The sequence below is a fragment of the uncultured Rhodoblastus sp. genome, assembly GCF_903903185.1.
Lineage (GTDB): Bacteria > Pseudomonadota > Alphaproteobacteria > Rhizobiales > Beijerinckiaceae > Rhodoblastus.
This window is the reverse complement of record NZ_CAIUXT010000016.1, coordinates 23,450-37,726: the sequence shown is the minus strand read 5'-3', so window position 1 is coordinate 37,726 and position 14,277 is coordinate 23,450. Positions and strand designations below refer to the sequence as shown.

Annotated in this window: 13 protein-coding genes; 8 read left to right on the top strand and 5 right to left on the bottom strand. The window is 64.1% G+C overall.

Annotated elements, in window-relative coordinates; translation table 11 throughout:
* Positions 1–51: 51 nt before the first annotated feature.
* From QZY01_RS01230 to QZY01_RS01220, 3 genes are all read right to left on the bottom strand, one after another.
* On the bottom strand, positions 52–1,569 hold the full coding sequence (locus QZY01_RS01230) for a porin (protein ID WP_294532426.1): 1,518 nt from the start codon (positions 1,567–1,569) through the stop codon (positions 52–54).
* 220 nt (positions 1,570–1,789) lie between these two features.
* Entirely contained in the window at positions 1,790–4,090 is a 2,301-nt protein-coding gene (locus tag QZY01_RS01225; RefSeq protein ID WP_294532424.1) for an NADP-dependent malic enzyme, read from the bottom strand.
* Between the two features lie 113 nt (positions 4,091–4,203).
* Positions 4,204–5,466 carry a hypothetical protein gene (locus QZY01_RS01220; protein WP_294532421.1) on the bottom strand — a complete coding sequence of 421 codons (1,263 nt, stop codon included), beginning with the start codon at positions 5,464–5,466 and terminating at the stop codon, positions 4,204–4,206.
* A 246-nt stretch (positions 5,467–5,712) separates the two neighbouring features.
* Here QZY01_RS01220 and QZY01_RS01215 point away from each other — a divergent pair, with 246 nt between their 5' ends.
* Positions 5,713–6,027 (top strand): rhodanese-like domain-containing protein, encoded by a 315-nt coding sequence (locus QZY01_RS01215; RefSeq protein WP_294532419.1) that lies wholly within the window; start codon positions 5,713–5,715, stop codon positions 6,025–6,027.
* A 37-nt stretch (positions 6,028–6,064) separates the two neighbouring features.
* Here the strand turns inward: QZY01_RS01215 and QZY01_RS01210 are convergent, their stop codons facing one another.
* Positions 6,065–6,970, bottom strand: coding sequence for a UDP-2,3-diacylglucosamine diphosphatase (locus QZY01_RS01210; RefSeq protein ID WP_294532417.1), 906 nt, complete (start codon positions 6,968–6,970; stop codon positions 6,065–6,067).
* A 177-nt stretch (positions 6,971–7,147) separates the two neighbouring features.
* Between QZY01_RS01210 and QZY01_RS01205 the strand changes: the two genes are divergently transcribed.
* The 3 genes from QZY01_RS01205 (at position 7,148) to QZY01_RS01195 (ending at position 9,226) form a co-directional block, all read left to right on the top strand.
* Positions 7,148–8,107 (top strand): DMT family transporter, encoded by a 960-nt coding sequence (locus QZY01_RS01205; RefSeq protein WP_294532415.1) that lies wholly within the window; start codon positions 7,148–7,150, stop codon positions 8,105–8,107.
* Between the two features lie 96 nt (positions 8,108–8,203).
* Positions 8,204–8,821, top strand: coding sequence for an XRE family transcriptional regulator (locus QZY01_RS01200; RefSeq protein ID WP_294532412.1), 618 nt, complete (start codon positions 8,204–8,206; stop codon positions 8,819–8,821).
* Between the two features lie 96 nt (positions 8,822–8,917).
* Complete coding sequence (locus QZY01_RS01195; protein ID WP_294532411.1) at positions 8,918–9,226, top strand: MliC family protein; 309 nt, start codon at positions 8,918–8,920, stop codon at positions 9,224–9,226.
* Between the two features lie 38 nt (positions 9,227–9,264).
* On the opposite strand, the gene dgcA is transcribed toward QZY01_RS01195, so the two are convergent.
* The gene (gene dgcA, locus QZY01_RS01190) at positions 9,265–10,260 is read right to left on the bottom strand and encodes an N-acetyl-D-Glu racemase DgcA (RefSeq protein WP_294532408.1); all 996 of its coding nucleotides are present in this window, start codon (positions 10,258–10,260) and stop codon (positions 9,265–9,267) included.
* Between the two features lie 130 nt (positions 10,261–10,390).
* On the opposite strand from dgcA, the gene QZY01_RS01185 reads away from it, so the two are divergent.
* From QZY01_RS01185 to QZY01_RS01170, 4 genes are all read left to right on the top strand, one after another.
* Positions 10,391–11,536, top strand: a complete 1,146-nt coding sequence (locus QZY01_RS01185; protein WP_294532405.1) for an ABC transporter permease — start codon at positions 10,391–10,393, stop codon at positions 11,534–11,536.
* 133 nt (positions 11,537–11,669) lie between these two features.
* Positions 11,670–12,467 (top strand): ABC transporter ATP-binding protein, encoded by a 798-nt coding sequence (locus tag QZY01_RS01180; protein WP_294532542.1) that lies wholly within the window; start codon positions 11,670–11,672, stop codon positions 12,465–12,467.
* 34 nt (positions 12,468–12,501) lie between these two features.
* A complete protein-coding gene (locus QZY01_RS01175) occupies positions 12,502–13,398 on the top strand; it encodes an MlaD family protein (protein ID WP_294532403.1) in 897 nt (298 codons plus the stop codon).
* 130 nt (positions 13,399–13,528) lie between these two features.
* The gene (locus QZY01_RS01170; RefSeq protein ID WP_294532400.1) at positions 13,529–14,089 is read left to right on the top strand and encodes an ABC-type transport auxiliary lipoprotein family protein; all 561 of its coding nucleotides are present in this window, start codon (positions 13,529–13,531) and stop codon (positions 14,087–14,089) included.
* The last annotated feature ends 188 nt before the right edge of the window (positions 14,090–14,277 follow it).

Sequence of the window (14,277 nt, the reverse complement as noted above, 5' to 3'; positions counted from 1 at the left end):
CACCCTACGCCTTTTTGGCCCTCGCGGATGATTCCGGCCCATGTCGGGCGGTCAAAAATTATGCTGGACGCGGATGCGTCCCGACCATTCATTGGCGGTAGGCCAGGCCGGGGAATTTGGCTGCTGCGGCGCAACCGGCGCGGCCCCCGAGGCCCCCGAGGCCTTGCCCTGGGTAAAGGCGATTTCGCCGCCTACCATCATGTTCTTGAGCGGCGTCCAGGTCAGGTTGGCGCCGACGGAGGTCTCGCGGTAATTGCTGGCGCCGGCGACTCCGGGCGCGCCGGTCCGCGCCGCCTCGGTGTAATTCATGCCGAAAAAACTGGCGAACAGCGAGGAGGACAAGGTCGGCGTCCAGAAATGCTTGAACGCTGCGATCAGCGCATAGCCGGAAGATTGGTCGCACTTGCCGAAAGGCTGGGGCGTCGCGGTCACGCAATCGTAATCGTAGCTGGTCAGGCCCGGCGCCGCAGCGAGGCGCGGATTGGCGATGCCCGGATGGCTGGGATCGTTGACGCCGGCGAACAAGGGCTGATTATCGCCGGTGAGATAGGCCGAAGCGCCGCGCGCATAGGTCGCCTGAAGGATCATGGCGTCGGCGTCGGACAGGTTCGGCAGGTTTACCTTGAGGCCGCCCTGGGCGGCGAAACCCCATTGCGTCGTTGTGTTGGCGTCGGGCTGGCCTGGCGCGACCGATTCGGGCGCGACATAGCGGGTGCGCAGTTCATGCGCCGCGCCAGAAAGTTGCGCTACGCCAAACGGGCTTTCGACGCGCACGGCGGCGACCGGGTCGGGGAAGCCGGGACCGGAATAATCGGCCGAAGCATTGACGTTGACCGCCTGCCCGACGAGATTGCGACGCTCGCGGTTGTTCTCCAGCGCCAGCGCCGCCATCACCCCCGGCGTCGGCTGGAAGCGATAGGCCAGCAATTCGGTATGGGCGTTCGATCCGCGCAGCGGCATGATGTTGTAGGCGTCGGCATAGAAATCGAAAATCGACTGGGCGCGTCCCGCCGTCCATCCGGCCCAGTGCAGCCAGGCCTGGTCCAACCGGGTGAAATTGAGCCAGGCGTTGGGGTTGACGCCGGCCAGATCGGCCTGGGGGCTGTAAACTCCGGCGGGATTGGGCGACAGCATGCCGGCGCCGAAAATCGTCGTGACGTCGACATAGGCCGACACGGGGCCGGCTTCGGTCGGCAATTGCGCGCCGATGCTGGCGCCGAGGCCCAGACCGCCGCCGACAGAAGCGGGATTTGGCGCGCGCGACGTCGCAGGGTAAGTCGACCGCAGGGGCGCGCCGGGATTGGGCGTGAAAGCCGTGAGCGGAACATGGCGCAGGGCGAGATCGGAAAAGGCCCGGCCGCCGAAATTCAGGCAAAGGTCCGAACCGGGCAGGGTGAAATAGCCGGCGCCGTCGGCGTCGCAGGTTCGGGCGTAGGAGATCGCGCGGTCCGACAAGTTCGGACCGAAATCCGGCGCAAGCGATCGCTCCGCGCCCCTTGCGGAAAGCGCAGCGAGAAAACACGAAGCCAGCAGCACGAAGCCGGCGATCCGGCCCAGGCCGAACGTCATCCAGAACCCTTCTTCGCCTGTTTTTGCGCGCATCTTTGCCGGGCGCGGTTGAGCAGGCGGCTAACGCCTTTTGGAGCCTTTCGCGCGAAGCGCAGGCAAAAAACCCGCGAGAGACACCGCAAAAGACTCGGCGGCTCGCTTCCAGCGGCGCGACTTCGCCTCCGAGCAACGATCCGACCCACTTAATATAGCATCGATTGGGGCTAATTCCGGCCGAAGGTCACGCCATATCCGGTTCTTCGTCCTTCTGTTGCGCTTCCGCAACAGCGACGGCGGTCATGTTGACGATGCCGCGCGCGGTGATCGAGGCGGTGATGACATGCACGGGCCGCGCCGCGCCAAGCAGGATCGGCCCGACCGGCAAGGCGTCGGCCATCATCTTGGTCATCTGGAAGGCGATATTGGCGGCGGCCAGATCCGGCATGATCAGCACATTGGCCTCGCCCTTGAGCCTTGAGCCGGGCAGCTTGAGATTGCGGATTTCCTGCGACAGGGCGGTGTCGGCCTGCATTTCGCCATCCACTTCGAGATCGGGAGCGTGGGCGCGGATCAGTTCGAGCGCCGACCGCATTTTTACCGCCGAAGGCGCGTCGTCGGCGCCGAAATCGGAATGCGAGATCAGGGCGATTTTCGGCTTCAGGCCGAAACGGCGGACATGGACGGCGCAGAGCAGGGCGGTCTCGGCGATTTCCGCCGCGGTCGGGTTGAGGCGAACATGGGTGTCGGCGAGGAAAAACGCGCCCTTGTGGGTGACCATCAGGCTCATCGAGGAAAAGTCGCCGACGCCGGGCGCGACCCCGATGATGTCCTTGATGTAGCGCAGCCGCGACGCGAACTTTCCGCCAAGGCCGCAGAGCATGGCGTCGGCCTCGCCGCGCTTGACCGCCAGCGCGCCGATCACCGTATTATTGGTGCGCACCAGCGTGCGCGCGGTCAAGGGGTTGATGCCGCGCCGTCCGGCGACCGCCAGCAGCGTGGCGACGTAATCATTGTAGCGCGGGTCGCTTTCTGGGTCGGTCAGCGCGAAATCCTCGTCGATGCGCAGCGACAGGCCGAAAGTCCTGAGCCTTTTCTCGACCACGGCGCGGCGGCCGATCAGGATCGGCCGGGCGATGCCTTCCTCGACCACCGATTGCACCGCGCGCAACACCCGCTCGTCCTCGCCGTCGGCGTAGATCACGCGTTTCGGCTTGGTCTTGGCGGCATGCATCAGCGGCTTCATGATGAAGCCCGAGCGGAACACCGTGCGTTCGAGCTGTTCGTGATAGGCGTCGAAATCGAGGATCGGCTTCTTGGCGACGCCGCTGTCCATCGCGGCCTTCGCCACGGCGGGGGCGATGCGCAGGATCAGGCGCGGATCGAACGGCGAGGGGATCAGCGAATTCTTGCCATAGAGCGGCGCGACGCCGCCATAGGCGCGGGCCACCACGTCCGACGGCGTTTCGCGCGCCAGCGCGGCGATGGCGTCCACGGCGGCGAGTTTCATCTCCTCGTTGATGGTCGTCGCGTGGACGTCGAGGGCGCCTCGGAAAATGTAAGGAAAACACAGGACATTATTGACCTGGTTGGGATAATCCGAGCGCCCGGTGCACAGCATGGCGTCGGGACGCACGGCCAGCGCCTCTTCCGGCGTGATTTCGGGATCGGGATTGGCCAGCGCCAGAATGAGCGGGGTTGCAGCCATCGATTTGACCATTTCGCGCTTGAGCACGCCGCCCGCGGACAGGCCGAGAAACACGTCGGCGCGGGCGATCACCTCGGCCAGCGTCCGCGCCGAAGTCTCCTGCGCAAAGGTCTCCTTGAGCGGGTCCATCAGCTCGTTACGGCCCTTGTAGACGACGCCCTTGAGATCGGTGACGGTGATGTTCTTCCGTCGCGCGCCGAGCGCGACCAGCAGGCTCAGGCAGGCTAGCGCCGCCGCTCCGGCGCCCGAGGCGACGATTCTGGCCTCCTCGATCTTCTTGCCGGCCAGTTGGAGGCCATTGCGCACGGCGGCGGCTACGATGATGGCGGTGCCGTGCTGGTCGTCGTGAAAAACCGGAATCGACATGCGCTCGCGCAGCAGCCTTTCGACTTCAAAACATTCCGGGGCCTTGATGTCTTCGAGATTGATGCCGCCGAAGGTCGGCTCCAGCGCGGCGATGGCGTCGACCAGTTTTTCGACGTCATGGCCGGCCATTTCGAGGTCGAACACGTCGATGCCGGCGAATTTCTTGAACAGCACGGCCTTGCCTTCCATCACCGGCTTGGCGGCGAGCGGGCCGATGTCGCCGAGGCCGAGCACGGCGGTGCCATTGGTGATCACCGCGACGAGATTCTGCCGGATGGTGTAATCGGCGGCGCGCGCCGGGTCCTCGGCAATGGCGAGGCAGGGCGCGGCGACGCCGGGCGAATAGGCGAGCGCCAGATCGCGCTGGTTGCCGAGCGGCTTGGTCGCCGTGATCTCCAGCTTTCCCGGGCGGGGATGGGAATGATAAATCAGCGCGCCCGATTGCATGTCGGAGGTAAGGCGATCGGTCATGGATGATCCTCTCGATGGACGGCGCTTCGCCGAATTCCAGACTGGCGACCAGCGCGCGAAATCGTTTTTTCGCTATCCGCTGAAATTCGAACAAGGCTTGGATGGAAAAACGTTCAAGGTTTGGCCGCGTTCGCCGGACGCGCGGGTTCGGGCGCGGGGGCGACTTCCAGCCTGCCAATGAGCGCCGTGGGATCGGCGACATGGAGCAGTTCCCCGACTTTGAGCGGTTCGCCCTTGCCCTTGAAGCGCAGGGTCAGGTTTTTCGGTTCGGCGATGAAACGGTCCACCGCTTTGGCCGTCGCGGCGACCGCCTGGGCGCCGGAAAACAACAGCGGCGCCTGCGAAACCACGCTCCGCCATTCCGTCTTGACCTGTTCGGGGCTACGGCCCTGGCTCAGCGAGACGAAGGCGACGATCTTGTCGAACAGGCCGGCGTTGGTCACATCGATCTGCGCCCAATCGACGGTCGCCGCCTGAATGGCCTGCTCGCGGGTCGCCTTGTCGCCGGTGAAGACGCTTTTTTCCAGTCCCGACAGCGCGCCGCTGAAGGCGATCTTGCCGATCTTGCGCAGGTCGAGCGAATAATCGGCCAGCTTGTATTCCCGCGCGGGCAGATCATAGGCGCCGGAGTAATGGGCGTCGCCGGACACCTCGCCATAGCCGAAAGCCGTCAGCGCCGCGCCGCCTTTCGACTGCGGCGGCATTTTCACCGAAAGGCCCGCAAAATTGGCGTCGGCGGCAAGTTGAACGCCCGAGGCGTCGAACGTCTGGTCGACATGGGCGGGGCCGGCGTTGAGCCGGATGCGGTTGCCGCCCGGCGCGCCGGCGGCGGTCGCCTTGTCGACGAGCGATAATTCGCCGCCATCCCAGTTCAGATGCGCGAAGCGGAAAGCCGGCAGATTGAGGTCCTCGCCACGCAGCGAGGCGGCGAGGCCGGGCATCGAGAGCGCCTCGAAGCGCGCCGGTCCGGAATGCAACGTGGCGTCCCCGCTGTCGTCGGGCAGGACGCCGTCGAGCGAAGCGAAAGCCAGCGATTGCGCGCCGCCCTTCTCGATATGGTCTGCGACGACGTCATGGAGGATATAGCGGTCGCCATTCTCCGAGAGGATTTCGACCTCGGGAATTTTCAACTGTTTCGCGGTCAGGCGTTCGAGCAGCGCGCCCGTCGCCTCGCGCGTGAGTGTTCCGGAAAACAGGCTTGCAACTTCCGGCTGGCTCAGATTGGCGTCGCTCAACTGGACGTTCTTGAAGGTCACCTTGCCCTTGGCGCCGGTCGAAAACGCCGCCTGGTCGAGCGAGACGTCGCCGGCGCCAGCCGGCGCGACCGCCAGCATTAGACCGGACAGGGCGAGCGCGGCGCGAGAATGGATCGACATGCAAAAAACTCCGGGGCGCGGCAGGGTGCGCGGATTCGAGGCATTTGCCAAGCGCGGCTTCGCCATTTTCGCCGAGAGCGGCTTCGCCGCATTGGAAAGCCGCTTCCAACGGCCGTTTTATGGCCATCAGGCGACATGGACGAAGAAAATGGACCAAATCTTGCGTCAAAATTCCGGCGACGGGGTGGAAAGTTCGGTCGAACCGACTATTTTGCGCCGTCGAAGAAATGATACGGAGTGAGGTCCATGGTCGAAATCGTCACGCGCGAAGAATTGAAAAAGGGTTTGGCCGATGGGTCCATCGCGCTGTTCGACGTGCGCGAGCCCAATGAATTTGCCGCCGGTCATATTCCCGGCGCGTCCTCCCTGCCGCTGTCGCGCTTCGACCCGGCGCTCCTGCCCAGCGAGCCTGGAAAACGCGTGGTTTTCAGCTGCCGATCCGGCCAGCGCACCTTGCAGGCGATCGAATTGGCGCGGCTCGGCGGCCGCCGCGACGCCACCGCCCATTATGCCGGGTCGATGAACGACTGGCTCGCCGCTGGAGAACCGGTCGAAAAGTAAGCGCGAACGGATCGGGCAGGGGCCACCGGACTTGCGTTTACGCCCGCGCGGTCTCGCGCGCCGCGATGGTTTCCGGCTGGGTTGCGGGCAGGCCGATCGGCTGCGGGAGCGGGACGACCTGAACCGGCGTCGGGGCCGAAATTCGGGCCGGGGTCTGGGCGCGTTCGGCCTCCAGCAGGCCCCAGTGCAGCAATTCAAGCCTGCCGTCGAAATGTTCGGCGATGGCGGTGCAGGATTCGACGAAATCGCCAGTGTTCACATAGGTGACGCCGTCGATGTCGCGGATCGTGGCGTGATGGATATGGCCGCAGACCACGCCGTCGACGCCGCGCTTGCGCGCCTCGCCCGCCAGCATGACTTCGAAATCGCCGATGAAATTGACGGCGTTCTTGACCTTGAGCTTGGCCCATTGCGAGAACGACCAATAGGGCATGCCGCATTTGCGGCGGAAAATATTGAACCAGGTATTGAGCCAGATGGCGAAATCATAGGCCCAGTCGCCGAGCAGGGCGAGCCAGCGGGCGTTGCGCACGACAATGTCGAACTGGTCGCCATGGACGATGAGGAATTTCCGGCCGTCGGCGGTCCGGTGAATGACGTGATCGACCACTTCGACGCCGCCGAATTCCAGTCCGATGAATTCGCGGGCGAATTCGTCGTGATTGCCGGGAACGAAAACCACGCGCGCGCCCTTGCGCACTTTGCGAAGCAGTTTCTGCACCACGTCGTTGTGCGCCTGCGGCCAGTACCAGCCGGATCTGAGCCGCCAACCGTCGACGATGTCGCCGACCAGGAAAAGCTCCTCGGAGTCATTGTGCCTCAGAAAATCGAGCAGAAGCTCGGCCTGACAGCCGCGTGTGCCCAGATGGATGTCGGAAAGGAACAAGGTCCGGTAAAGCCTGGGCTCAGGCGAGTCGGCGTGGTCGTCCGGCGCTTCGGTCATTTTTTCCCTGCGTTGGCGGCGGCGGGATCGGGATTGTTTCCGTCTCGCAATCCGCGTGTTCGAGGAACCCTGCGCCTTCCGTCGGCCCGCAGAATCGCGGACAGCGCAAGAAGGACTTGCGAAATTGCTGACAGCTTATTGTTGCGAGACGATGACGATGCTGATCTTCATCGAGGCATGCTGATCGCAGTTCTGCTGAAAATCCTTTCAACCGTTGCCTTTACAGCCATGGCGATTGGCGTGCGCGCCGCCGCGTCCTCCTGTCCGGTCGGCGAAATCGTGTTTTTTCGCTCCGCTATCGCGCTGGTCGTATTGTTGGCCTGGCTGCGAATCAGCGGCGGCTTTCCCGCCCATCTGGCGACGACGAAGCCGCTGCGTCATCTTGGCCGGGGCCTGTCGGGTACGGCGGGCATGTTCGCCAATTTCCTGGCCTTGTCGCTGCTGCCGCTTGCCGACGCCACCGCCTATTTCTACGTCTCGCCGATTTTCGTCACCCTGATCGCGGCGCTGGCCCTGCGCGAAAACGTCCTCGCGATGCGCTGGATCGCCGTGGCCATCGGGTTTTGCGGCGTTCTCGCGATGCTGTCGGACCACATCGGCTTTTCGCCGGACGATTCCCAAACCCCTCAGGGGTTTGGAGCGGAAGGGGCCGGAGCCCTCGTCGCGCTTTCGGGCGCGGCTTTTGCGGCCTTGTCGATCATCCAGACGCGGCGGCTGGCGATTTCGGAACACACCGGCGCCATCGTGTTCTATTTCACCTCCCTCGCGGCATTTTTCGGGGCGCTGCTCATGGCGCTGGCGTGGATCTGGCCCGCCGGGGCTTTTGGGGCGTCTTTTCTCGCCAGTCAGGCCTATGTTGCGCCCGGCGCGCGCGAATGGCTTGCGCTGGCCGGGGTCGGTGTGGCCGGCGGCGTCGCGCAGATCCTCGCCACGCTTGCCTATCGCTTTGCGGACGCCTCGCTGCTTGCCTCGTTCGATTATCTCGCCATGCTCTGGGCGCTGCTGGCGAGCCTCGCCTTTTTCGGCGAATGGCCCTCGGACGCCGTTCTGGCCGGCGCGGCGGCGATCGCCGGTTCCGGCCTGCTGGCCATTCTCGGCGAAAGATCGGCGCGACGACGACAAGCCTCGCCCGCCTGAAACATTCGTTCGATATTTCAAACGAAACTGGCTATTATTTCAAACGGTATTCCGTTTGATGCGGGTTCCTTCACGCAACGGGCCGGATTTGAAGCAATGGGGATTGAAGGGCGGGACAAGCAGAAGGCGCTCGAAGCCGGAGCAGCCGCTTTGTCGGGACAATTGGGCAAGACCGTGCAACGGCTGCGCAAGGCCTACAATCTGTCGCTGTCGGAATTGTCCGAACAATCCGGCGTCGCCAAATCGATCATCAGCCAGATCGAGCGCAACGAGACCAATCCGACGCTTGCGACGATCTGGCGCCTGGCGCAGGCGCTCGACGTGACGATGGAGCGGGTGTTGCGCGAGCGCGACGATTCGCCCTTCATCGAAAAAATTTCACGCGGCGACACGCCGATCCTGGTGTCCGACGACGGCAAGTGCCGGCTCGCCATCACCGGCTGGATCAAGACGGTGGACTGGCTGCAATGTTATGATTTTTCCGCCGAACCCGGAGGCGTGCTCGAATCCGACGCGCACCAGCCCGGCGCGGTCGAACAACTTTCGGTCATCGAGGGCGAATTGCAGGTGGAAGTCGCCGGAGAGACCGATTTCTTGCGCGCTGGCGAAACCCTCCGCTATCGCGCCGACCGCCCGCATCTGATCCGCAATGGCGCCGAAACGCCGGCGCGGGCGGTGATGATCTGCATATTAAAAGCGGCGGCGATGGAGTGACGCCGGCTTTCGTCGCCATCCGGCCCGCATTGCGCCGCAAAGAATCTTGCTCCAGACTATCGACCATCGCCTCTCTCGATCGGCAAGGCGACCGCGATGGCTGCAACGAACCGCGCGATCATTCTGACGTTTGCTTTGATGAGCGGCGCTGGTCCGGTCCACGCGCAGGCTTACATGAATTTTGAGTGCGCCGACGGGGCCAGGCTGTCGCTGATTTTCGAGAAGCCGGGAACGGCGCTGATCATGGTCGGCGGCGGCGCGCTGCGATTGCAGAATCGCAAGCCGGCTTCTGGCCTGTGGTATGCGTCGCCGCATGGCGATTTTCGCGCTGCCGGGGTAAGGGCGCGGTTCAGGATGTCGGGTCGCGCGCCGACGACTTGCGTCAAGGTCGGAAACCGACCGTGACCGCCTTCGAGGCGGTCGCGACTTGCCGATCTGTTCGCCTACCCCCACAGCGCCCGTTCCGGCGGGTAAACCGTCGAGCCTTCGTAGCGCAGGCCCTCGGGCCGGTCATGCGCCAGCAACAGCGGGCCGTCGAGATCGACAAACCGAGCCCGTCCGGCGAGTAACAGGGCCGGGGCCATGGCCAGCGACGACGCCACCATGCAGCCGACGAACAGGCCAAAGCCCAGTTTTTCGGCGGCGTCCGCGAGCGCCAGCGCCTCGGTCAGGCCGCCGGTCTTGTCGAGCTTGATGTTGATCAGATCGTATTTTGTGCGCAATTGCGCGAGGCCGTGGCGGTCGTGGGCGCTTTCGTCGGCGCAGACCGGGACTGGCCAGGTTCTGGCGGCCAGCGCGTCATCCGCGCCGGCGGGCAGGGGCTGTTCGACCAAAGCGACGCCCGCCCGCGCGCAGGCGTTGAAATGCGCCTCCAGATCCTCCGGGCGCCAGGCCTCGTTGGCGTCTACGAGCAGTTCCGAGTCCGGCGCAGCTTGCCGCACCGCCGCCAGCCGCTCGGCGTCGCCCACGCCCGCCAGCTTGATTTTCAGCACCGGTCGATCCGCCGCCCGGGCCGCCGCCCGCGCCATGGCTTCGGGCGTCCCGACCGACAGGGTGTAAGCGGTGACGCAAGGCGCGAGCCGGTGCAGGCCGGCCAATTGCCAGGCCGGGACGCCGGAAATTTTCGCCTCGAGATCCCACAGCGCGCAATCGAGCGCATTGCGCGCCGCGCCGGCCGGGAGCAGCTTTTGCAAGGCCACGCGGTCGGCCCCGGCTTCGAGCGATGCGCGCACCGATTCGATCGCCGACATCACGCTCTCGACGCTTTCGCCGTAGCGCGCATAGGGCGTGCATTCGCCGCGCCCCAGGGATCGGTATTCGCGCAAGGAGACCACGACGACGACCGCCTCGGTTTTGGCGCCGCGCGCGATGACGAAGGGGTTTTCGAGCGCGAAACGCTCGATCTGGACGTCCATCTGGCGGCGTTGCGAAGCGGTCATGGCCTGCTGAAGGGCGCGAGTCGTAGCTTGTCGGCAATTTGGCTTTTGCTTAAATGGCTTGGCGAGGTTATTCAAGAACGATTGGCGAGCTTATTCAATCCTTCGGGTCAGCAAAGCAGAATCGCGCGAAATGTCCAAATTCGACACCGCCGCCCCGCGCTTTTCGGTTGAAAAGGACGGGGAGAACACCCGCATCGCCTTGAGCGGCGCCTGGACCATCGCCGCTTCGCGCGTCCTCGAGCAAAGCGCCAAAGCGCTGGCCGAGGCCGCCCATGGCGCGGCGAAGGTTTCGATCGATTTCGCCGGCGTGACGCGGCTCGACACGGCGGGCGCATGGCTGATCGACAAGGCCCGGACCAGCATCGCGGCGGCGGGCGTCGCGGCGGAATATGCCGCCGTCTCGCAAGACCAGAACACGCTGCTGCACGAGGCGGCCTATGCCCCCCCGGTGGTCGTCAAGCTTCCCAAGCTCAATCCGCTGGTCAGCTTGCTCGCCGGGTTTGGCGCATGGACTCTCGACATCGTGCGCCAGATTGTCGCGGGCGTGGCCTTTCTCGGCGAACTGGTGATCGAATCGTCGCGGACCTTGTTCAATCCGAAGCTCGCGCGGCCGACTTCGCTGGTCTATCACCTCGAAACCTTTTCCCTGCGGGCGGTGCCGATCATCGTGACGATCAATTTCCTGGTCGGCTGCATCGTCGAACAGCAGGGCATTTTTCAGTTGAAGCGTTTCGGCGCCCCGATTTACGCCGTCGATCTGATCGGGGTGCTGGTTCTGCGCGAACTCGGCGTGCTGTTGACCTCGATCATGATCGCCGGCCGCTCGGGTTCGGCGATCACCGCCGAAATCGGCTCGATGAAAATGCGCGAGGAGATCGACGCCCTGCGGGTGATGGGCATGTCGCCGATCGACGTCTTGATCCTGCCGCGGCTTTACGCACTGATCATCGCCTTGCCCTTGCTTACCTTCCTCGGGGATATGGCGGCGCTGTCCGGGGGCCTGCTCACCGCCTGGATTTATGAGGGCATCAGCCCGGTGGCCTTCGCCAACCGCCTTCAGGACGCCATCGGCCTGAACACGTTTCTGGTCGGCCTGATCAAGGCGCCGTTCATGGCTCTGGTCATCGCCATCATTGCGTCGATCGAAGGGTTCAAGGTCGAAGGATCGGCCGAGTCCCTTGGCCGGCGGGTGACCGACTCGGTGGTCAATGGCATCTTCATGGTGATTTTCGTCGATGGCCTGTTCGCCATTTTCTTCGCCAGCATCCATTACTGAGGGGCCGATGCAAGAAAACGACAGCCAGGAAAACGAGAGCCGAGAACGCGAAAGCCAGCAAAACGACAAGCCGGAAATTGACAAGCCGCCGATCATCCGCGTCCGCGACCTTTATGTCGGCTTCGGGCCGAAAATGGTGCTCGAAGGGCTCGATCTCGACGTCAAGGCCGGCGAGGTAATGGGCTTCGTCGGCGGCTCCGGTCAAGGCAAATCGGTTCTCACGCGGACGATCCTCGGACTTTTGCCGAAAACATCCGGCGAGATCGAGGTTTTCGGCGAAGACATCGACAAGCTTTCGCCCGAAGAACATCGCGCGCTGGAGCGGCGCTGGGGCGTATTGTTCCAGAGCGGGGCGCTGTTCTCCGCGCTGACCGTCAAGCAGAACATCCAGGCGCCGATGCGCGAATATTTGTCGCTGTCGCAAGAGACGATGGACGAACTGGCGATGCTCAAGATCAAGCTGGTCGGGCTGGCGCCGGATGCCGCCGACAAGTTTCCCTCCGAGCTTTCGGGCGGCATGATCAAGCGGGCGGCGCTCGCCCGCGCCCTGTCGCTCGACCCCGAACTGCTGTTCCTCGACGAGCCGACGTCGGGCCTCGACCCGATCGGCGCGGCGGAGTTCGACGAGTTGATCTCGACCCTGCAGAAGACGCTCGGCTTGACCGTGTTCATGGTCACGCATGATCTCGACAGTCTCTATTCGATATGCGACACCATCGCGGCTCTGGCCGACGGCAAGGTGATCGCGTCCGGTCCGCTTTCGACCATGCTGGCGTCGGATCATCCCTGGCTGCGATCCTATTTCCATGGCAAGCGGGCGCGGACCATCGTCCCGCAAGGCGCGGCGCCGAAAATTCCGGATGTTCCGGCGTCCGACGCGGGTTTGCTGACGGCCGCCCCGGCGGGTTCCCGGCACGGAGCGCGCGCGTGAGCGGCGAAACGCTGAAAGGACAGGGAGACTGCCAATGGAAACGCGCGCAAATTATGCGCTGATCGGCCTGTTCACGCTGGCGGTGATCGTCGGCGCCTTTCTGTTCGTGTTCTGGTTCAAGGGCACGGGCGGCAAGGTGACGCTGACAACCTATCAGGTACATTTCGCGGGCTCGGTCTCGGGCCTTTCCAATGGCAATTCGGTGCTGTTCAATGGCCTCAAGGTCGGCGAAGTGACCGAACTCGGCCTGATGCCCAACGATCCGAGCCGGGTCTTCGCGACCATCAAGGTCGATGCGCAGACGCCGGTGAAGACCGACACCAAAGCCCAGCTGGAGACCGGCGGCCTGACCGGCTACGCCTCCATCGCCTTGCAGGGCGGCAGCGCCGCCGCCGAGGCCTTGCCCGCCAACGCCGTGATCGACGCGCAACCGTCGCAGCTGCAAATATTGATGAAGACGGCGCAGGACCTGAGCACCAAGGCGGACGTATTTATCGGCAACGTCAGCAAGATGGTGGACGAAAACGCGCCGGCGCTGAAAGCTTCCGTCGCCAATATCCAGACGCTGACCGGGGCGCTGGCCGACAGTTCCGGCAATTTGCGCGAGTTGATCGACAGCGTCGATCCGGCCAAGGTCAACGCCATTGTCGATAACGCGGATCAGGCCATGACCCGGATCAACACCCTGCTCGGCAAGGGCGAGGGCAAGACCATGGTGGCCGATATTGCCGAGGCCGCGCGTTCGATCAAGAAGCTCGCGGAAAATCTGTCGCGCTTCGCCAATACGGGCCTGCGCCAATATGAGGGGCTGGCGGTCGATGGACGCCGCACCTTGCAGGACGTCGGTCATGCGGTGCGGCAACTGGAGCGCGACCCGCAAAGCATTCTTTTCGGACCGAAGCCGGCTTTGCCCGAATACAAGGGCCGATAAAAGCTTTTCGGCGAGGAGAGGCTTGCTATGCTTTCGCTTTGGCCATGGTTTGGCCAGAGTTGGTTGAAATCGAACTGGGGACGGCGTGAAGCGAATTGGAATCTCCTTTCGGCGCGAGGCTGCCCGGCTTTTGTCCGGGCTCGTTCCGGGTCCGGCGGCGCTGCTGTTCGCGCTGCTGCTGGCCGGCTGCGCGAGCGCGCCGCAGGTTTACAATCTAAGTCCGGCCGCGGTTGCCGCCCGCATGGCGCGCGGAAATATTTCCGTCGATGTGCCGACGGTCGCGCCGCCGCTCGACAATGATCTGGTGGTGGTGCGCGAAAGCGAGGATCGCTTCGCCTACCTTCCCGGCGTGCGCTGGGCGGACCGGCTGACCTATCTCGTGCAGAGCCGAACCATCGAGACATTTCAAAACGCCGGAATGCTGTCGCGACTTCGCGGCCCCGGGGAGCCGTCCGCTGCTTCGCTGGCGCTCGCGATCCGCCATTTTGACATTGATGCGACGCGCCGCGTCGCGCGGGTCGAAATCGCCGCCCAGATTGTCACAGCGAGCGGGCAGGTCGTTTCGGCGAAAATGTTTTCCGCCAGCGAACCGGTCGGCGAGATCAAAGCCCCGGAGGCCCTGGAGGCGCTCGACCTCGCCTTCCGCCGGATTCTGCCGCAACTCGTCGCCTGGGCCGCAAGGACGGGCTGATATCATCGGCCCTTGAAAAGGACCGATGATATCAGCCCCGACTGGAGCGGCGCCGGCTGACGCCGGTAGGGCGTCGATAGTCGCCCGTCCTTGCGAACGGCTATGGCTTCCGACGAGTCGGAAGCAAAGGCAGATGGCTTGAATGCGCCGATGCAAAATTCCATTTTCACGGATGGCCGAAAAAAACG